The organism is Paenibacillus sp. HWE-109 (assembly GCF_022163125.1).
In the GTDB taxonomy this organism is placed as follows: domain Bacteria; phylum Bacillota; class Bacilli; order Paenibacillales; family NBRC-103111; genus Paenibacillus_E.
Genome location: NZ_CP091881.1, coordinates 1,991,097 through 2,012,422 on the forward strand (window position 1 = coordinate 1,991,097; position 21,326 = coordinate 2,012,422).

The following is a 21,326-nucleotide window of genomic DNA, read 5'->3' on the forward strand; positions in this document are numbered from 1 at the left end:
CCTCTTATCTGCGAACAGAAAGAGGCTGCCCCTCGAAGTCTTGTTACCTTCAGGGGCAGCCCGCTTGGTTTTGTCTTATTTGAAATCGTCGCCCTTCAAATAATGGAAGAAAGGCTCATCAACCCAGAATTTATAGGATTCAACCGTTAGACTAGGATTGATTTTTTTGATGCCGGATTCAACATCAGCTGCTTTCTCATTCAGGGAGAAAGACTGGGCATAGTAATGGCCTTTGCTGATTTTGTTGTTTGCAATCACTTTATAATCCTTAATGTCCGTCAGCGAGTAGTAAAGCGGCTGCCACCATGAGGAGTAGATGAGGCCGGTTTGATCATCACTGTTCTTTTTGGCATATTGAAGAATCACCTTTTGGAAGTTATCCTTTTGCTGCGCATTGTCGAACTCAAATTCAATGTCATACTCTTTGGCGTAGGCGATATAGTTTCCGTTCTCGATTTGGACAACTTGGTAGTCGTCGGTTTGTTTTGGCTCGCCCCATTCTTTTAAATAGATGAAAGCGGACGTTTTCGGTTCAAGTTGAACTTTGGCTTGGATATTCTCGCTGCGCAGCAGGCCAATTAACTGGATGGCATGTTGGATGTCAGAATGACCGTAAGTAAGCGCGAGTTTCGGATCGAAATGGGCGTCGAAGCGAGCATCCTTCAAATTGTAGCCTGTGACCAAATTTTGCTTCAAAGCGGTGTCGAACACGGAACGCAAATCACTTGCTGTGATCAGATCTTCTGTTTGCCAGGCTTTATTGATTTTGCTGAAAATATCCGCATCGGTTGTTGTTCCGATATAGTTCTTGTCGAGGCCTTGGAAGGCAATCACTTTGCCCAGCACGTCTTCAACAAAGGAGCTGCTTGCGGGTGCGTTTGTCTGAAAACGTGAGAACCATTCGGTTGGAAGCAGATTGGTGTCGATGGCAGCGGCCAGTTCCTGAGCAGCTTGCAGCGAGAACGAATGATCTCCGTCGTAATCAATATGTACTTTCGCTAGCGCGGTTTTGATCTTTTCTTCCTTATACGTGTAAGCAAGTTCTTTCAGTCCGGCAGCTTTTACAGCAATAAAAATAGCTTGTTGTTCCGTCAGCGACGAATCACCTTGCAGCGTAGTGCTGGTAAGAATTCCTTTTTCAAATAGTGCTTGTGCAGCTTGGTAATAAGCGCTGTCTTTTTGCAGATCAGTGAATTTATTATCTGGAGTGCTGGCTTTCAATTTGAGAATGCTGTTAACGGCATTGATGAAGTCGCCTTTGGTTAAACTGGAAGATAGACTAACATTGAAATGATCATTCAAGTACTGTTTGTACGTGGACGTAGTGGCAGTGGAATCTGCAGCCCAAGCTGAGGGGCTGAAGGCTGAAAGGGAAGAGACAAGTACGGCTGACAATGCAACAGCGCGTGCAAATTGTAATGTGCGTAATGGTTTCATGATGATAACCTCCAATTAAATTCTGATAGGAATAGTATGATTTAGAGAAATATATCAATTTAAATCGGCAATGTCAATGCAATTTCTTCCTGTAACCAGGGTCTTTGTCTATTTTCACAGATTTGTTGGTTTTTGTCGAAAAAATAAATAAAACCTTTGACTGTACCCGAGTTATTTAGTAGGATCGTTAACAGAGTCTACACAAATACAGATAGAAAATCACGAAGGAGCTAACCATATGAAAAAAGCGTTAATTTCCCTTTTTGCGGTAACCGTATTAATGACTGGCTGTGCAACTGCAAAAACGGACACAGCAACCCCTAAAGCTTCGAATGCACCGGCTGCTAGCGCGGATGCCACGAAAGCGCCAACAGCTAAATCGGATAAGAAAGTTATTCTGATCACGCCAGAGAAAATCGGTGTTAATCCATTTTTCGCCCAAGAAGATGAGGGTGTCAAAAAAGCAGGTAAAGAATTTGGTGTTGTGGTTAAAACGGTTGAATCCACCGATGCAAGCGCCATTGAGCAAAATTTACGTGCAGCTGTAGCGGATAATTATGATCTGATCATTACTAGTTCCTTCGAATCCGAAGATGCTCTCAAAAAAGTAGCTGCTGAAAATCCGAAGAAATCATTCGCGATTATCGATACCGTTGTTGATCTGCCGAACGTACGCAGCGTTGTTTTTCGTGAACATGAAGCTTCTTACTTGTTAGGAGCAGCAGCTGGTCTTGCAACGAAGAAAAATGTTGTTGGGATGGTTGCAGCCGTTGATATCCCTTTAATTAAGAAATTTACAGTTGGCTTTCAAGAAGGTCTGAAAGCGACTAACCCGAATGCCAAATTCATCGTGAACTATGTGGGCAGCTTCACGGACCCAGCTAAAGCCAAAGAATTGGCATTGACGCAATTCGCTCAAGGCGCAGACTTCATTGCTGGCGCATCTGCTGTAGGCGATTTGGGCGTATTTGAAGCAGCGAAAGAAAAAGGCTTCTACACGTCGGGTCAAGATATTGACCGTACGGTTACAGATCCGGAGCATATCGTTCTTTCCCAATTGAAAGGAACGGATGCGGTTGCTTATCAAACGGTGAAAGATTTCGTTAACGGCTCATTCAAATTCGGTGCGGTCGACTACGGCTTGAAAGAAGATGGCGTTGGTCTTACTTTCGTAACGAAAGAAAGCAAATCTACGCTAAGCCCGTTCGTTGGACAGGATGTTATTACGAAAGTAAAAGCTATACGTGATGATATCGTTTCTGGTAAAGTGAAAGTAGAAAACCCAGTCAAATAATAAGTAAATAATCGCATATTGCCCATGGAGACTGTTTACGGTGACGTAAACAGTTTCCTCATGTCTAGGTAGAGGAGCGAATAACCGTCATGCTGCTTCAAATGCGTCAAATTACGAAAACATATGGCACTTTAAACGCGAATTCAAACGTTGATTTCTCGCTGCGTCAAGGTGAAATTCATGCATTAGTCGGAGAAAACGGAGCCGGTAAAACAACCTTAATGCGCATCTTGTACGGTATGGAGCAGCCGACGGAAGGTCTTATTCAGTTAAATGGCAAAGAGGTCCAGTTCACGAATCCAACAGATGCCATTGCTCATCGAATCGGCATGGTGCATCAGCACTTCATGCTGTTTCCTTCTTTTACGGTGGCCGAAAACATTGTGATTGGCAATGAGCCGAAGGCAGGCCTCACCTTTGACCGCAAAACGGCGGTTAAGCAAGTTGAAGCATTATGCGCGACTTACCGTTTGCCGATAGATCCCAACAAGAAAGTGGCAGACATTCCGCTTGGGATGCAGCAGCGAGTAGAAATTCTTAAAGTGCTGTACCAAGGCGCTGATATCATTATATTGGACGAGCCAACGGGGGTTCTTACACCGCTCGAGGCGAAGGAATTGCTTGTGATCATGAGAAGTTTGGCCAATCAGGGCAAAAGCTTCATCATCATTACCCACAAACTCCATGAAGTGATGGAGATTGCGGATCGGGTTACAGTGCTGCGTGACGGCAAAGTAACCGGTACGCTTGAAGCATCGGCGACGAATGTGGAAGAACTGTCCAAGCTGATGGTTGGCCGAGATTTGCTGGAGTCTGCCAGACGAGATGTACAGGTCGGCAAGACTGTTCTGCAAGTGAAGGATCTTAGCCTTCATGGAGATAAAGGCAAGCCGGTACTGGATCGGGTGAATCTGCACATTAAGGCCGGAGAAATTGTCGGCATCGCCGGTATTTCCGGCAATGGTCAGTCTGAATTGATCCAAGCGATTACAGGCTTGCTCCCGATCGATCAAGGGGTCATCCAGCTATTAGGCGAGAATATCACAGGCCGCTCTGTCCGTGACATTAGAGAAATCGGTTTATCGCACGTGCCCGAAGATCGGTATCAATGGGGGGCGGCCAAGGAAGGAACCGTGCTGGATAACGGAACGATGGGTCATCATCAAACGAGAAGCCGTTCTGGGTTGCTGCAAGGGAAAGAGCTTCGACAAATGGTCGATCGTTTTATTCAGCAATTTCAGATTAAAGCCGGTTCCCAGGAGACCAAGGTCAAGTATTTGTCCGGCGGTAATTTACAGAAGCTCATTGTCGCCAGGGAGATTGCTCAGAATCAGCCATTTCTGATTGCAGCAGAACCGACGCGCGGCGTTGATATTGGGGCGATGGAGCTGATTCATGAAGAGCTGCTGCGAAAACGGGATGACCAGGGAGCCATTTTATTAGTCTCCTCAGAGTTAACGGAAATTCTCAAACTGTCGGATCGAATTCTGGTCATGTACGAAGGGCGTATTGCCGGAGAATTATCTGCTGAACAGGCAACGGAAGAGCAGATCAGCTTATGGATGGCAGGAGGAGATTCAGATGCTTAAACGTAAATGGCCAATAAGCGCTTGGATTCAGCCGCTGCTCGCCGTATTGATTGGTTTGACAGGCGGCGCTATCGCCATTGTCTTGATCGGTGGCTCTGTTGCTGACACGTACGCGCAGATGTGGAAAGGCGCATTTGGCAATTTCTACTTTTTTACCAATACGCTAACACGGGCTACTCCGCTTATTCTTGTGGGGTTAGGCGTCTCAATCGCTTTCCGCGCCGGATTCTTTAACATGGGCTCGGAAGGGCAAATGATTCTAGGCGCACTATCCAGCGCGTTGCTTGCCCTCTATTTGCCTGGTCCACCGCTATTGAAATTGCTCGTTGCCATCATCGGCGGCATTGTGGCAGGCGGTATTTGGTCAGCCTTCGCAGGTTGGCTGGACGCCAAATTTCGCATGAATTTGATTATTACAACTCTCCTGCTCAATTATATTGCAGCGTTATTCGCTGGTTATATGGTGGCCTATCCATTGAAGGACAAGACGGGTTCCGCTGCGCTTGCCCAAACCATGATGGTCGATAAAGCGGTTTGGCTGCCCAAATTGTTTCAAGGGATGAGTATTCACGCGGGTTTTATCATTGCGATCGGGCTGGCGATTCTTTTGTATTTATTTATCAAATATACGGTAGCGGGTTATGAAATCCGGATGCTGGGCTATAATCCTTTGTTCGCTGCATATGGCGGTGTGAATCGGCGAAAAATGATGCTGACGAGTATGTTTGTCAGCGGAGGGTTCGCGGGCCTTGCCGGAGCAGTCGAGGTGCTGGGTATGCAGTACAGGTACACGGATGGGATGATTTCGAATCCAGGTTATGCCTGGTCCGGTATTATGGCGACCTTGCTGTCAGGCGCGCATCCGCTTGGTACGGCTGTAGCCGCAGTTCTTCTGGCTGCGCTGCAAACCGGCGGCATGGGTGTTGAACGAAATACGAATATTCCGCTGGAGATTTCCAGTGTTATTCAGTCCCTTTTGATCTTGTTCGTCACGGCAAAATTCAGTTATACCCTATGGAAACGACGGAAAGGAGGCAAGAGCGATGCAGCATCTTCTTGATGTATCTTTATTCAATTCGATGATTCGAATGGTTGCGCCCATTCTGCTTGCGGCACTGGGCGGGGCGATCTGTTCGCGAGTCGGTTTGTTCAATGTAGGTTTGGAAGGTTTCGTGTTGGTCGGTGCCTTCTCCGCCATCGTAGGTAATTTTTATACGGGAAATGTTTATGTGGCTGTTCTGATTGCGATTGCGGTGACAATGTTATTTTCACTTATTTTTGCGTATATGAGCATTCATTTGCAGGCCAACGTCATCGTCGTCGGGATCTCCTTTAACTTTTTGGCCCTGGGATTAACGGCTTTTTGTCTAAAAGCTATTTTTCATGTCAAAGGGGCTTTCTATGATAAAAATATGATTGGTCTGCCCAAATTAAACATCCCCATTATTCAGGATATTCCTGTTATTGGCGGAATTATCTCCGGGCATTCTCCGCTAGTCTATCTAGCGTTTGTGCTCGTGTTTGGACTTCAATTTTTCCTTTTCAAGTCGGTCTTGGGTTTCCGCTTGATCGCTGTGGGAGAAAATCCCGTCGCCGCCAAAAGTATCGGCATCAAGGTGAGTCGGATGCAGTACTTGGCTGTGCTGATTTGCGGGTTGCTTTGCGGACTGGCTGGTGCGCAGCTTTCACTCGGACAGGTTACGATGTTTACCGAAGGCATGACGGCTGGAAGAGGCTTTATCGCTCTTGTGGCTACGATGCTGGGACAAGCCAATCCGATTGGTGTCATGGCGTCCAGTTTGCTGTTCGGTTTAATGGATGCCTTCAGCATTCGGCTTCAAGGTTTTTCACTTCCGACCCATTTCACCCAGATGCTGCCTTATGTCGTAACGCTGCTTGCCATGCTGTTTTTCCGGAAAAGCAATTACTTGGCAGATGCGCAGAAAGCGAATGGCAGTTCCAGATAGTAGGAGGATGACAGATGGCAAAAGACAGCAAAGCGGATCGCATCAAGCGTATGCAGATTCCGAATGTAGAGATTCCGCCTGAACTTGCGGACAGAATTCCACCCGGGCAGGTTGTGACAGATCGCTTTCCGATCTTACATGAAGGTGAAGTGCCGCAGTACGATATGACGGCTTGGTCCTTGCGTGTATTCGGTTTGGTGAAGGAAGAGAAATCATTCAGCTACGAGCAGCTGATGGCTTTGCCGCGGACCCAAGTCGTTTGTGATATTCACTGTGTGACGCGCTGGTCCAAGCTGGATACCGTGTGGGAAGGCATCTTGTTTCGCGATTTTCTTCGGCTGCTGGATGTGCAGCCGGAAGGCAAGTATGTCATGATTCATGCTGACAATGATTATGAAACCAATGTGCCATTGGAAGACTTAATGGGCGATGATATTTTGCTCGCGATGACGTTTGATGGCAAACCGCTCACCCAGAAGCATGGCTGGCCGCTGCGCCTCGTTGTTCCCCATCTCTATTTCTGGAAAAGTGCCAAATGGATTCAGGGCATTGAATTCATGGCGGAGGACCGCGAAGGGTTCTGGGAACGCAATGGGTTCCATAATATTGCGGACCCCTTCGAGGAACAGCGGTTTTCTGGCGAAGCGATTCCAATACCCGAGGATGAATGGGTAAGAAAGGATTTTGATTAATATGCGTTTATCCATTTTACAAGTGAATTCAGAGGAGCTTACGCCTTATGCGATTGTCTGCGGAGATCCATTCAGAGCGCAAGCTATTGCGGCTAAATTAGACAACACCCGCGAACTGTCCTTCAGCCGGGAATATCGGACGTTCATCGGTGAATCTGCCGGCGTTCCGATTACGGTGGTCAGTCACGGCGTAGGTTCGCCAGGCGCAGCGGTGTGCTTTGAAGAATTAATTAAAGGCGGCGTGAAGACGCTGATTCGTGTAGGGACAGCAGGCTCCTATTCGGCCGATGTGCCGCCAGGCAGTCTGGTTGTCAGCACTGCCGCGGTGCGTGAAGAAGGTTTAACGCGCCAGTTGGTGCCGATTGGCTTTCCAGCTGTCGCGGATCATGAAGTGACTCGAGCTCTTTATGAAGCGGCAAGTGAGACAGAAGGTCTGGTTAAACAAGGGATTACCGTGACGTTGGACGCTTTCTTCCAAGGCGTAGAAGAATTCCCGCATCAGAAATACAAGAAAGCGGGCGCCTTGGCTGTTGAGATGGAGATTGCGGCGCTGTTTGTCATTGCTTCGCTTCGCGGCGTACAAGCTGGGGCGATTGTCGCCTTGGACGGCTATGCAGATGCTGATTTGCGCGAAGTTTACGATCCGCATACCGACGTTGTTTCCGGTGCCGTTGAGCGGGAAATTGACGCTGCCATCAGAGCTGTTGTTAAACTGCATAATAGCAAGTAATTCAAGGAATTCAATGCGGGGCAATAGCCCCAAAGTTATTCTAAAGAAGCCTTCAAAACCACTTCCCAGTGGAACAGAAGGCTTCTTTATTTGCGTACTCATGTAAAAACTGGTGAAAAATTGCATCTTTTTGCATGAGTATGTAAGAAATATGTGAAAGAACGAATTTATTTTTGCACTGACATTCTTGGTGCTTCGCGTTATGATAAGATTGTGTAAATTTCCTATTTAATGTTAAAAAAGGAGGGAATTCATCATGAACATGAAGAATGACCATTTTGATGGAATTTTCGATTCCGTATTAACGGATGTTGTCAAACAAACCTATAGCAGTTTTTCTATGCCCTCCTCGGAACAAATTCAATTATCCATGAAGAAAATGATGGAAATCATTGAGGCGAGATCAGACTCAACTTTGAGAAAAAAGAATTAAGCATATTGTCACGTTGATTTCTCGTTGTTCATGATGATATAGTTTAAGGAAACAGCCAATTTCCCTTTTGGGGAATTGGCTGTTTTTGGGTTTGGAGTGAAACGCAGCTTATCCCTGATTTATTGACGTCCACCGCAGATTTCTTTGCTTTTGGAGGCTCTTGGTCTCACAGGGCATCTAATGAACTCTAGGATGCTTATTGACCGGAAAATGCTTGCTTTGGAGATGTAATGAACTCAGTTGGCGCTACCCGGCACTTTATTGGCGAAATGGTGATCATTTGCTTGAAATAGCGCGTCTGGCATTCATTAGATTTTCAAAATGAGCGATTTTGGCCGAATAAAGGGTATTGAGTTCGTAAGGAGGCTTGGGGCTTGCCTCATGGGCATTGACTTGGTGACCTAGCCGCAGGCTAGGTTTCTCTCATTGACGTCCACCTCAGATTTCTTTGCTTTTGGAGGCTCTTGGTCTCATAGGGCATCTAAGAAACTGTAGGATGCTTATAGACCGGAAAATGCTTGCTTTGGCGATGTAATGAACTCAGTTGGCGCTACCAGGCACTTTATTGGCGAAATGGTGATCATTTGCTTGAAATAAAGTGTCTGGCATTCATTAGATTTTCAAAATGAGCGATTTTAGCCGAATAGAGGGTATTGAGTTCGTAAGGAGGCTTGGGGCTTGCCTCAAGGGGATTGACTTGGTGACCTAGCCGCAGGCTAGGTTTCTCTCATTGACGTCCACCTCAGATTTCTTTGCTTTTGGAGGCTCTTGGTCTCATAGGGCATCTAAGAAACTGTAGGATGCTTATAGACAGGAAAATGGTTGCTTTGGCAATGTAATGAACTCAGTTGGCGCTACCCGGCACTTTATTGGCGAAATGGTGATCATTTGCTTGAAATAAAGCGTCTGGCATTCATTAGATTTTCAAAATGAGCGATTATAGCCGAATAGAGGTTATTGAGTTCGTAAGGAGGCTTGGGGCTTGCCTCATGGGCATTGACTTGGTGACCTAGCCGCAGGCTAGGTTTCTCTCAATGACGTCCACCGCAGGCTAGGTTTTTCTTAACATAGAACAATAACCCAGCTGCCTCACGCGAGACAAAGGAACTACAGGGCGCTATTCTAGCTAAAAGTGGCATTATCGTAAGTGAGAGGGAACTGCAGGGCGCTATTCTAGCTAAAAGTGGCATTATCGTAAGTGAGAAGGAACTGCAGGGCGCTATTCTAGCTAAAAGTGGCATTATCGTAAGTGAGAGGGAACTGCAGGGCGCTATTCTAGCTAAAAGTGGCATTATCGTAAGTGAGAGCATTCCTGTAGATGCTAATATTTTGGTTTTGCAAAAAACAAGCACCCTCTGTACATTAAGATCATGTCACCGGCCAGTGACTAACATGATCTAATAACAGGAGAGTGCTCACTATGAAGTTTAAACAAAGACATTCGGAAAATCAACGGATCGAACGAATTACCACGAATCATCTTATCGTTGGTGTAGATATTGCCAAAGAAAAACACGTTGCTCGGGCTGTCAACTTCCGTGGGATCGAAATCGGACGACCTATTTCGTTTGAAAACGGAAGAGAGGGTTTCGAAAAATTATTTCGCTGGATTCAAAATTTACTAGCCCAAAAAAATCTCACTTCGTTCCTCATTGGACTCGAACCAACGGGGCACTACTGGTTTAATCTTACTGACTGGCTAACGCAAAACAACCATGAAGTCGTTCTGGTCAATCCCTTAACCACGTATAGAAACAAAGAGAATCGAGACAACAGTCAGTCCAAAAACGACTTCAAAGATGCTTTGGTTATCGCAGATGCGGTCTGTCGGGGATTTTACTTTCCTTATTATCAGCATGGGGACGTTTACCAGCGCATACGTATGGTCATGAATGACCGGGAATACTGGGTGAACCAGCAAACAAGCCTAAAAAACCGCATCTTCCGCTTACTTGACATCCACTTTCCCGAGTACTGCCGTGTTTTTGAGGACTGGACAACCGTCCGTTCCCTGGCCTCACTCAAGATCTTTCCGTTGCCGGCAGACGTAAGACTATTAACGCCGCTGGAGATGGTATCTTTATGGAGAGAAAAAGGCGGAATGAAGCGAGCTGGGGGTAGAACCGGCATGGAGATTGCTACCAGACTCATCGCAGCAGCCCGCAATTCCGTCGGCAGTAAAGTAGGGTACGTGGAAGCGCGAAATGATCTGAAAAGGCTTCTTGAGGACTATGAGCGCTTGGCTGAACGACTGCGAGAGTTCGAACAAGAGCTGGAAGGGCTGCTTGAACCACTACCGGAGGTCCCCTTACTACGGAGTCTGAAGGGTTTGAGCACGTTGATGATCTCGGCATTGTTGGCAGGGTGCGGGGACCTAAGCAAGTATGCGCACGGTCAACAAATCCTCTCGCAAGCCGGGATGAACCTCGTGAATCAGAGTTCAGGCAAGCATCAAGGTAAAGTGACCCTTTCAAAACGTGGAAGGCCCCAATTGCGAAAATATTTGTATTTAGCGGTACTCACACTTGTCAACAATCATCCGAGTTTTCAGCAGTGGCATATCCACAATGTACAGGTCATGAAGATGAAAAAGCACCGCTCTATTTTTAAATTAATCGGTAAATTAGCACGTATAATCATCGGTATGGTAAAACGGCAAGAAGAATTCAAATCGGACATGGAGCAGCAGCAAGCTGCTTAGTTTATCCTGGTCATTGTTTATTGTGCTCCGCTGGAGTGTCAGAAAGTTGAAGGAAGCAACGCTTTTTAACTAGGGGCGTATGTTGGCCCATTCGTAGGATCACGCATGACGAAAAGCACGGAAGTACCGAGTAGTAGTTCCCAAAGGGCACAGACCCGTTACTAGAGCATCTCGGCCTCCACCTCTTGGACAGGTATAACGAAGGAATGTAAGGGCTGCGACCCGTTGAGTCATGGGAGGGTAAACCACCAAGAGACCGTGGAATCAAACGTGCATATATGGGAAAATGAGGAATTAATAGCACATCCTCTATTCCCGTATGCCCTCTTGATGATTTTAGAGAAACAGCTCCCTTATCTTCTAGAGAACCCTGCTTCAAGAATGTTGTATTCCTACGAATGGGCGAGTATATGTAAGAAAAACGCTAAGAACAGAGGGAGGGAACTACAGGGCGCTATTCTAGCTAAAAGTGGCATTATCGCAAGTGAGAGGGAACTACAGGGCGCTATTCTGCTGTTTGCAGGGAAACTCTGCGCTTTTCTTGGATATAAGGCCCTGTAGTTCCGCTATTACTCTAGTATCCCCGATATTTGCCTAAATAGCGTCCTGTAGTTCCCTCCCTCGAATTTGTCCTTGGAAGTGGCTCATCTCCGAGGTTAGCAGGTATCAGATCATGCAGCATGCTTATTATCCTCAGGCTAGTTTATTTTATAAGAATTGTCCGCTATACTATTGTAAACGCTATCATGGAATGAGTGAAAGAGATGAAAATACGTTTAATGGCGCTAGGGATCGCGATCACCATGCTGATAACGGCTTGCCAATCGCAACAAGTGACAACTGTGCCTAAGAAGCAGCCCAAGGAGCAGACTTTGACATGGATCCACCATTTTGACGAAGAGGGAGCTCGCAGATGGCTGGAGTTAGGTACACAGCTTTATACAAAACAGCATCCAATCTATACCTTCGCGCTTACAGGTGTGGATGGCGGGAATTATATGAGCCTGCTGCGCACGCGGGCGATCTCGAACAACATGCCGGATATGTATATGATAGATAACCTGGAATCTGCGCAGGACTTAATTCGATCGGGCTATGCCATGGATTTAAGCGAGCAGCCATTTCTAGCACAAATCGATGAGCAATTCCTGAATGGGGTGAAGTCGGCCGATGGGCGAATCTGGGCATTGCCGATTGATGTTAATGGGGCGGGCGTAATTTATAACAAAGATGCTTTCGCCAAAGCAGGTATTGACAAGCCCCCAACCACATGGGCGCAGTTTCTTGAGACTTGCGAAGCGCTTGAGAATGTTGGAATCATTCCGATTGCCGCAGGTTATAAGGACAGCTGGACGATTATTTGGGATATCGCCGCTGATCTCTTAGCGAATCAATACGTGTCCGGTCGGAACTGGATGGCTGATATTGAAGCAGGCCGAACTACGTTTGCAGAGGATCGCATTCATTTCAGAGACATTCTGAAACGATACGGCGAGCGGTTGAATTATGTCAACTTGAAGCCGTTTGAAACCGATTGGAATCAGGCGCAGCTGCTGCTTGCCGAAGGAAGGGCGGCTATGATCATTAACGGGACTTGGACCGTGGATGGGGTGAAATCGAAAAATCCGGCGAGTAATTTAGGGTTGTTCGCCTTCCCTTACACGAATAATCCTAAGGATGCCAAATTTGGTTTGAAATCAACGGGAGGAATTGTGGTCAATCCCCATTCGCCGCATAAGGAAGCAGCCTTGCAAACTCTTGAATTATTTGCTTCGAAGGAAGTCGGGGCGATTTTTCAATCGAACAAGAAGGCCTTATCTGTCATTAAGGGGCTTCCAAGCGATTTCGATCCTACTTATATTGAGCTGAATAAGACTTATATCCAAACGGGTCAAACCTATGACTGGACCCGCTTGACAACGGATTTCGTGAACCAGGATCTGCAGAAAATTTTCGTCAATGCGCTGACCAAGTTTGTTCTCGATCGGAATCACAATGTCGAAGCCAGTATAGAGGAGCTTGACCAAGCCTTCGATCGGATCCGCAAACCAATCCAATGAGAGAAGTCGGCAAGGGGTGTTGACGTGTGTCAGGTAAAAGATGGAGTCTGTATCATATCAAGGATTTTCGCATTCGCACCAAACTATTTCTATCCAATATGATCCTCATTTTATTTATCTCAACGGCAATAGGCGGTGCTGCTATCTATGCTTCTACCAAGTTCATTGAGTCCAATACAAGAGATCTCTCGATGCAAGTTATCCATCAGGTATCGGACAACATTGAGAATAGAGCCAAGGAGATATTTACTTCTTCGGTGTATATTTTGAGCGATAGCAGCATCCGCCAGATTGTATCCGAACAAGGGGAGCAGGTAAACACCGATAATTATCCGGCTTTTCGCAGTCGTATGGAATTCTTGTTAGCGCAATACGGCAATGGCAATCCCTATATGAATGCCATTATGATTCAAACGGGCAAAGGGCAAGTCTATTGGTGGGAAAATAAAAAAGGACTCGATCATGCGTTAAATCAAGAAGATACCGCAGAAATAACGAAGAATGGAGCAGCATATTTAACGAATCATGGACTGGATATGGGATGGTCCCCTTCACTGAGAAAGCGGAATGAAGTGTTGCTCGTCAGAAATTTTGTGGATATAAGTCAAATTGACCGCAGTTTGGGGACGATTGTATTCAGCATCGACTCTGCTTATTTCCTTTCCCTCGGAAGCGGAAGCTCGATCATCAAGCAAAACAATGTCGCCATTCTCAATCCGTACAATGAATTGCTGGCTGGCGGCGGCGATCCGGTAACGGACAATTTGATTTTGCTAAGTTCCAAGGATGAGCTTGCTGAAGAAGATGCTTCAATGGCAACCGTGGAAAACGCCGGATCGGGCAGTCATTTATTCGTCCAGGAACGAACGCCAACTCTGAAATGGCGGGTCCTCTGCTTTATCCCCATGTCTGTCTTGCTTTCGGATACGCGGGTGCTGGTGTTAGTTATCTTGTTGGTTTCTGTGCTGGCTGTTATGATTTCAACGGGAATTGCTGCCCAACTGTCCAAATCATCGACGCGCAATATCAAAATCTTGGAGCAGACGATGCGAAGAGTGGAAGATGGCAATTTTGATGTGCGCATTGCGCCATTAGGGAAAGATGAAATTGGAAGTTTAGCGGTCCGTTTTAATTTCATGCTGGTTCGTATTAATGAATTAATTACCACGGTGTACAAGGAACAAATCGCGAAGCAGCAAGCGGAGTTCACTGTGTTGATGAGTCAGATCAATCCGCATTTCCTGTATAACACGTTAGGCACGGTGAAATGGTATGCGCGGATGAATCAACAGTTGGAAATAGAACGCATGGTCACCTCGGTAATTGATCTGTTAAAGTCTTCAGTTCGCCGTGTAGGCGAATTTCATCCATTAGAGCAAGAAATCGTGCAACTAAACAATTATATTTATATTCAGAAGATTGGTTACGGGGATGCTTTTCGGGTGGAATATGAAGTAGAGGAGCTTTGTTTGGGATGTGAGGTGCCTTATTTCGTTTTGCAGCCGTTGGTCGAGAATGCCATCCTTCATGGAATCGAGATGTCCAAAGGCAATGGTTGCATTCGGGTATGCGCGAAGGCTCAGGAGAATCAGCTAATTCTGATTGTAGCCGACAATGGTATCGGAATGTCGGACGAACAGGCAGCTAATTTATTGAATACGGTCACCCGCAAAGAGTCTGTGCCAGGCGTTACTGGAATTGGCATTCACAATGTGAATGAGCGCATTCAACTTTATTATGGAAATAATTATGGACTGAGCTACGAAAGTGCGCTTGGCGCAGGCACGAAAGCTATTGTGCGTATGCCATATCGACCGTATCGTCAAAGGAGGAATGAGCATGTTGAACGCCATGATCGTTGAGGATAATGCGATTTACCGATATGCGATTAAAACGATTATTCGCTGGGAGGATTACGGCTTCCAAATTGTGAGCGAAGCGCTCAATGGCGTTCATGCGCTGGATCTATTGCAGCAGCAGCATGTGGATTTAATTGTTACGGACATCTCGATGCCAGAGATGAATGGCATTGATTTAATTCAGCAGGTTAAGCATAAGGATGCCTCGATCAAAATCGTGGCGCTCAGTTCCTACGATGATTTCCGGTTCGTGAAGGAAGCTTTGAAATTAGGCGCAGAAGATTATTTGTTGAAGCATGATCTGGAACCAGAAACGCTGCAGCAGTTATTGCAGCTTATGAATAGCAAAATTCTGGAGGATCACGAGCAGCGCAAGCAAGCGCAAATCCGGGAAGCCAATTTGCATGAAATGCGCTGTCTATTGGGACGCAAGCTGCTGCTTGGGGAACTGAAATCAGCGGAAGAAATAGCAAGCCAAGCGTGTGCGGTGCGGTTTCCGTTCAAACAGGGTCCGACAGCCGCGATTGTCATCGACGGGGCATACCCACGCTCCGCTGATCACTCCGCGTCAGAAGAAACGCAAGCGATGATCACGCTTGCCATTCCGATTACGAACCAGAAAACAGTTGTGATGATCTCTTTTGCACAAGAAAGAAGTGAACGCAAATGCAGGGAGGATACGCTGCATCAAGCATCACTCTTCCTTAACCGCTTGCAAGACGCAAACAAAGCAACGGTTGGAATCAGTACAATTGGTTATGGTCTCAAGGACTGGGCGGTGCTCTATCAGCAAGCAGAGGCGGCGCTCATACAATCCGTATATGGAGGCGCAGGGCAAATCTATACCTATACATGCTTGCCGCTGCAAGAGGTGGAATCCGCCAAAAGCAAACTGTCCGTTCATTTTGTTGCAGCCGCGATGCGAAACGGGAGTGTGGCAGAAGCAGAAACGCAAGCGGAACTCTTTTTTCATCATTTACTGGATGTGAAACCGCCGATTGACGAACTAAAGAATGTGCTCACGGAGATTATCCTTCTGGTGAAGACATCGGCTTTGGAAAGGCATCGGTTCTCTGAGCAGGTTGAACAACTATACAAGCAGATGATGACATTACTAGAACCGCTGCCCCAATTAAACGAGATCAAGCGATTGATGCTGGAGGCTAATCGACGAATATTCGGACCCTATCCCTATGAAAATACGAGTATGCGCAAAGAAATTCAAACCGCAATGGCCTATATAGAAGAGCATTATGCAGAAGATATCACGGTGGTCAGATTGGCGGAAGTGCTGCATCTTAGCAGTAATTATTTATCTAATTTATTTAAAAGCGAAACGGGGATGCGCATCGTGGAGTATATGAACCGCTGTCGGATTCGCAGGGCGAAGCTGCTTTTGCAGGATGCTTCGATGAAAGTGTATGAGGTCGCAGAGAAAACCGGATTTCAAGAGGCTTCTTATTTTTGCAAGGTGTTTAAGGAACTGGAAGGCAAAACCGTAAAGGAATATCGCAGTGAACGTTAGAAGAAGCTCGTTTAAGTCAACAGTTCTGTGATTTGTATAAGAATTCAGTGAAATATAGAAGGAAAAAAGCGGTGAATTCCATTAGAATTCACCGCTTTTTTGCTATGTAAACGAACAGGAATCTTCATCGTTTTGTTATATATTTTAAAGTTTCCTGCAATGTAAGCGCTTTTAAAACAACTTATACTAGCATCAAGACAAACAATAATCACACATCTGGCGAATGAAACGGGTTTCATAAACGAAGGCGGATGCGAAACATAGGGAGGTACTCCATTGCAATTGTCCAAAAGCACAGAAACTGCCATCCAATTAACGCAGCAAGCGCTGCGAATAAACGGTCGATCCGAGATCATCCTTTGCGCTTCTTTATTTTATTTCCGGTTGCCGAGAGCATTATGGAAAGAGCGATTGCTCAAAGTGAAGACTTATGGCTATAACGCCATTGATGTATATTTTCCTTGGAATCACCATGAAACCGAGGAGGGGATTTGGGATTTCAATGGGGAAAAGGATGTTGCCCAGTTCTTGCAAGATGCGGCTGAGGCAGGCTTATGGGTGATCGCGAGGCCAGGGCCATACATCTGTTCCGAGTGGGATGGGGGCGCGCTTCCTGCCTATTTATTGGTCAAAGAGAACCTGCATTTGCGTGATAATGATCCCCACTTCTTGCAGCATGTGGCCAGATGGTATGCGCAGATTTTACCGAAAATACAGAAGTTTGAACTGGGACAAGGTGGAACCGTTATCGCCGTACAACTAGATAATGAGCTTGATTTCTATCCTTGCTCGGACCCCAAAGGGTACATCTCGGCCTTGCGAGATATGGCAAATGCGCATGGAATCAGCGTTCCATTAATCGCTTGTGCAGGTCAAGGCGGCTTGTATGAAGCCACTGGTTTCGCAGAGGACGTCGTGCCGACCTGCAACTTCTATCCGAATGATCGAGATCCTGTATTTGAAGAGAAAGTACTCTTCTACAGAGAGGAACTAGCTAAACGCGGATACCCGCTGCTCGTCACGGAAACGAATCGTTCGCACTTCCTGCTTCGCCGGTTATTATCAGCAGGTGCCAAGTTGCTGGGACCTTATCTGCAAGCATCGGGAACGAATTTTGGTTTTACGAATGCGGCCAATAATTGGGGTAATCCCCTATCTTTCTTGACATCGGATTACGATTTCCATGGCATGATTACCCCGGAAGGACACATTCGCGAAGAAGCGTACGAAGGTAGATTATTGCATCATATCCTTCAGACGTATGGTCGTTCCTTGGCAGAAGCCTGCCCGGCGGAAATCTGTACAGAAGGCCAGAGTTCGCTTCCTTATCGGTTAGCGCTGCAACATGGCGGTGAGCTCCTCTTCTTAGCCAATGTCAAAGAGCAAGATGAAGGCGTTCTCCTACAAATCGCCGAAGAGCAGATTCCGCGTTATACGAAACTTGTCGCCATAGCCGGGCATTGTCCGATCTTGCCCTCGCAGGTTCCGTTGGCTGCTTGGGGCATTGCAGGAGGAGGTACGCTTCACTATGCGACAGGAGAACTGCTGCTAGTAAAGCAGCTGTCAGATCGAACGTTGTTCCTGTTTCACACGGAGGGCGAAGGTGAAATTTGTTTTACTTTTGACACGGAAATTCAGCTGATTGAAGGCACGATGACGCAGCGAGAAGTGGCTGAATATCGTGTAACCTTGTCCTTTTCATCCGTAGAAAAGGAAGCCAGAAGCTCAATTTCATTGGCAGATGGTCAACTCTTGGAAGTCATCGGAATCAGCCGTGCTAACGCACTGCTTCTAGAAGGAATAGATGAAGAGGGCAAACTGCAGGTTGAAACTCAGCTTGAGAGGTCATCCGAAAGTCGTGAAGTGGAGGCACACTGGACGCAAAGTGAAGTGAATCCTGTGATTCCTTTCGCAGAAAAGTTGGTTTCCATCGGAGATTCCGCCGATTATTTGGAGAAACATGCGATTTACCGCGGGTTTGCGTGGTATCAAGCCCAATTGCCGATCCCGCAGACTGGGGATTACCAAGGTTTTATTATTCAGCAGGCAAGTGATGTTGTTTCTCTCAACCTGGGTGAACTATATCTAGGTACGGCCATACCAGGAGGATCGAGTCATTATGTGCCGCTACCACCGTCTGTGCAGGCCAATTCTGAGCTAACGGCGCGTGTGGAGATTTGGGGACACACCAACTTTCATGATACGAATTTACCAGCCCTGCATCTGAGCAGTCTGAAAGGCTTAACTGGCATTATGGGTGTTACAGCAATGAGAGATTTGAATGCCAATTGGCGATTCAAGCGGATTCAGCAAGAGGATGACAAGGCTGAGTATGCCCGAGTCGACTTGGATGATCAGCAATGGCCTATTGTTCATATTGGCGGCTGGTTATCCGCAGATCAACCGGCACATCACTGCTACCGCAATCGGGTGCAACTATCTGACCAAGCAGATAGCTGGATTCTGCATACGCCAGGCAATTTCAGCTATGCCTACGCTTATGTCAACGGACACTCCCTTGGGCAAGTGAATCCACTTGATCCCTATCTGGATCTCACGCCTTACGTTAAAGCGGGTGAAACAGCAGCATTGACATTTTTTCTGGATAAAACGTATGGGGCATTAGATGGACATATCAACATCTATGAAGGAAGATCCGCGAAATCATGGTCATTGGCGGCCGGTCAAGAGAAGGAATTGCTGCATCATGCCCGACTAAGCAAATCCGCAGATCAGCCTGTGGAGGGCGCGATAGCGCTGAAACCTGGAGCAGTTTCCTGGTTGTATGGACAGCTTGATGACAGCAATCAAGGTTTGGGCTGGCGAGTTTATGTTCAGGGGCGCGATATGAAACTCACGGTGTTCTTTAATGGCCATCTCGTTGGCCGATTATGGACGCAAGGCGGGGCGAATAGGCCGATATTCCGAGGGGGCAGCGACGAATCCTTTTACTTGCCAGGACCTTGGTTCCGCGATCACGAAGCAGGCAATGAAGTTGTCATACTGTTGGAATCCGTGGGAACAAGCGCGGATGCAAGCTTGGAACCGCTGCGTTTCGTACCCGTCACTGCTACATAATAGGAAAGGAGCTTACGCATGGATACTGCCACCACATCCCGATCACTAGAGGGAACATCGCTCGTCATCAAAAAGCGTGCAACTCCGTTTCGCAGGTTTTGGACCCATCGCACCTTGCTGTTCATGTGTGTGCCAGCGATTTTATTTTTCTTGTTGATGTCCTATCTGCCCATGCCAGGATTGTATCTCGCTTTTATCAATTACAACTATACATCGGGCATCTTCGGCAGCCAGTTTGTAGGCTTCGATAATTTCAAGTTTCTCGTCACCTCCGGGGCGCTATGGAAGTTGACATTCAATACGATCGCCTACAATCTTGCGTTTATTTTGATCGGCAACACCCTGCAAATCAGCATTGCGATTTTGCTCAATGAGCTGCGTAAAAAGTGGTTCAAGAAAATCACGCAGTCCTTGATGTTCCTGCCCTTTTTTATCTCTTTCGTGCTTGTCGGTTTGATCGCTTACAACATTCTCAGCTACGACTACGGTTTACTGAACAGCATGCTCAAATCAATCGGCTGGGATCCCGTTAAAACCTACTCAAACCCTGGTATCTGGCCATTTATCATCGTAATCACCTACCTATGGCAATCGACAGGATATGGATCTATCGTCTATTTCGCAGCCATTATGGGCCTGGACTCCGAGATCGTAGAAGCCGCTGAAATCGACGGTGCCAACGCATTGCAGCGCATTCGTTATATCGTGCTGCCTTGGCTGAAACCGACGTTCATTATTTTACTGCTGTTCTCCTTGGGGGGAATACTTCGTGGCAATTTCGGCTTGTTTTATAATCTGGTCGGTGCTAATAACACGGCGCTATTCGACGCGACAGATATTATTGAAACTTTCGTTTTCCGCTCCTTAATGAACAACTTTAACTTCTCTTTGGGAAGCGCTGTCAGTCTATATCAGTCTGTATTCGGTTTTTTCATCGTCATTACAGCAAACTGGCTGGTTAAAAAGGCTTCGCCAGAAAATACGCTTTTCTAGGACAATTAACGCACTAGGTTCATGAAGGATCGTTAAGGAGGGATATCCTGTGGAACAAGTCATCGCACGTCAAAGAGGAACGGATTTTTCCTCGGTAGCTATCAGGGCGTTCGGCTATCTGTTTATTGGTCTGTTTGCACTTTGTTGTTTGCTGCCCTTCCTGCTCGTTCTCGGAACTTCGTTGACGGCAGAGAAATCGATCACGCTGCATGGCTATAATTTATGGCCCAAAGAATTCAGTACATTTGCTTACAAAATTGTTTTTGAGAATCCGGCTGTGATCATTGGCTCCTACGGAGTAACACTGGGGATCACGATAGTGGGGACCACGGTTGGACTATTCATAGTTGCCATGACAGGTTATTCCTTGCAGCGGCCGGACTTTCCTTATCGCAATCGGATCTCCTTTTTCATCTATTTTACAACCTTGTTTCAAGGTGGGGTTGTCCCTTTTTATCTGATCATGACGCAGTGGCTGCACCTGAAAGACAGCTATATGGCGGTGCTGCTGCCAGGTTTAATGAGTCCTTTTCTCATCATCATGATGAAAAGTTTCGTGACCTCAATCCCTCATGCGATTACCGAGTCAGCGAAAATGGATGGAGCGGGGGATTTCAAAATCTTCACCAAGTTGATTCTGCCGATGACCACGCCGGCGCTGGCTACAATTGGGTTGTTTATCGCACTTGGTTATTGGAATGAATGGTACAATGCCATGTTGTTCCTCTCACCTGATATGAAATATAGACCGCTGCAATTGTTTCTCTACAATGTCGTTACTAGCGCTGATTTTATCAAAAATTCATCCGTCTCTTCCAATGTTCAGCCTAGGGATATGCCTCTGGAGTCGATGAAAATGGCGACAGCGGTCGTCGCTACGGGACCCGTCATTCTGTTCTATCCGATGGTCCAAAAATATTTTATCAAAGGCATTACCGTTGGCGCTGTGAAAGGCTGACGCAAAATAT

At 46.5% G+C, this 21,326-nt stretch carries 15 protein-coding genes; 14 read left to right on the forward strand and 1 reads right to left on the reverse strand.

Annotated elements, in window-relative coordinates; all coding sequences use genetic code 11:
• Positions 1-75: 75 nt before the first annotated feature.
• Complete coding sequence (locus tag LOZ80_RS07940; protein WP_238170920.1) at positions 76-1,437, reverse strand: hypothetical protein; 1,362 nt, start codon at positions 1,435-1,437, stop codon at positions 76-78.
• Between the two features lie 238 nt (positions 1,438-1,675).
• Here LOZ80_RS07940 and LOZ80_RS07945 point away from each other — a divergent pair, with 238 nt between their 5' ends.
• From LOZ80_RS07945 to LOZ80_RS08010, 14 genes are all read left to right on the forward strand, one after another.
• Positions 1,676-2,731 (forward strand): BMP family lipoprotein, encoded by a 1,056-nt coding sequence (locus tag LOZ80_RS07945; protein WP_238170921.1) that lies wholly within the window; start codon positions 1,676-1,678, stop codon positions 2,729-2,731.
• Between the two features lie 89 nt (positions 2,732-2,820).
• On the forward strand, positions 2,821-4,320 hold the full coding sequence (locus tag LOZ80_RS07950) for an ABC transporter ATP-binding protein (protein WP_238170922.1): 1,500 nt from the start codon (positions 2,821-2,823) through the stop codon (positions 4,318-4,320).
• A complete protein-coding gene (locus LOZ80_RS07955; protein ID WP_238170923.1) occupies positions 4,313-5,380 on the forward strand; it encodes an ABC transporter permease in 1,068 nt (355 codons plus the stop codon). Before LOZ80_RS07950 ends, LOZ80_RS07955 begins: the two co-directional genes overlap by 8 nt.
• Entirely contained in the window at positions 5,364-6,287 is a 924-nt protein-coding gene (locus LOZ80_RS07960; RefSeq protein ID WP_238170924.1) for an ABC transporter permease, read from the forward strand. Before LOZ80_RS07955 ends, LOZ80_RS07960 begins: the two co-directional genes overlap by 17 nt.
• A gap of 14 nt (positions 6,288-6,301) precedes the next feature.
• Complete coding sequence (locus tag LOZ80_RS07965) at positions 6,302-6,979, forward strand: sulfite oxidase-like oxidoreductase (protein WP_238170925.1); 678 nt, start codon at positions 6,302-6,304, stop codon at positions 6,977-6,979.
• A gap of 1 nt (position 6,980) precedes the next feature.
• The gene (locus LOZ80_RS07970; RefSeq protein WP_238170926.1) at positions 6,981-7,709 is read left to right on the forward strand and encodes a nucleoside phosphorylase; all 729 of its coding nucleotides are present in this window, start codon (positions 6,981-6,983) and stop codon (positions 7,707-7,709) included.
• Between the two features lie 256 nt (positions 7,710-7,965).
• The gene (locus LOZ80_RS07975; RefSeq protein ID WP_238170927.1) at positions 7,966-8,142 is read left to right on the forward strand and encodes a hypothetical protein; all 177 of its coding nucleotides are present in this window, start codon (positions 7,966-7,968) and stop codon (positions 8,140-8,142) included.
• 1,420 nt (positions 8,143-9,562) lie between these two features.
• Positions 9,563-10,843, forward strand: a complete 1,281-nt coding sequence (locus LOZ80_RS07980) for an IS110 family RNA-guided transposase (RefSeq protein ID WP_238167177.1) — start codon at positions 9,563-9,565, stop codon at positions 10,841-10,843.
• A gap of 764 nt (positions 10,844-11,607) precedes the next feature.
• Entirely contained in the window at positions 11,608-12,903 is a 1,296-nt protein-coding gene (locus LOZ80_RS07985; protein ID WP_238170928.1) for an ABC transporter substrate-binding protein, read from the forward strand.
• A gap of 26 nt (positions 12,904-12,929) precedes the next feature.
• On the forward strand, positions 12,930-14,765 hold the full coding sequence (locus tag LOZ80_RS07990) for a sensor histidine kinase (protein ID WP_238170929.1): 1,836 nt from the start codon (positions 12,930-12,932) through the stop codon (positions 14,763-14,765).
• On the forward strand, positions 14,743-16,287 hold the full coding sequence (locus tag LOZ80_RS07995) for a response regulator (RefSeq protein ID WP_238170930.1): 1,545 nt from the start codon (positions 14,743-14,745) through the stop codon (positions 16,285-16,287). Before LOZ80_RS07990 ends, LOZ80_RS07995 begins: the two co-directional genes overlap by 23 nt.
• Before the next feature lie 276 nt (positions 16,288-16,563).
• The gene (locus tag LOZ80_RS08000; RefSeq protein ID WP_238170931.1) at positions 16,564-19,365 is read left to right on the forward strand and encodes a beta-galactosidase; all 2,802 of its coding nucleotides are present in this window, start codon (positions 16,564-16,566) and stop codon (positions 19,363-19,365) included.
• Between the two features lie 123 nt (positions 19,366-19,488).
• Entirely contained in the window at positions 19,489-20,358 is an 870-nt protein-coding gene (locus LOZ80_RS08005) for an ABC transporter permease (RefSeq protein ID WP_373291140.1), read from the forward strand.
• A gap of 49 nt (positions 20,359-20,407) precedes the next feature.
• Positions 20,408-21,316 (forward strand): carbohydrate ABC transporter permease, encoded by a 909-nt coding sequence (locus tag LOZ80_RS08010; RefSeq protein WP_189006856.1) that lies wholly within the window; start codon positions 20,408-20,410, stop codon positions 21,314-21,316.
• The last annotated feature ends 10 nt before the right edge of the window (positions 21,317-21,326 follow it).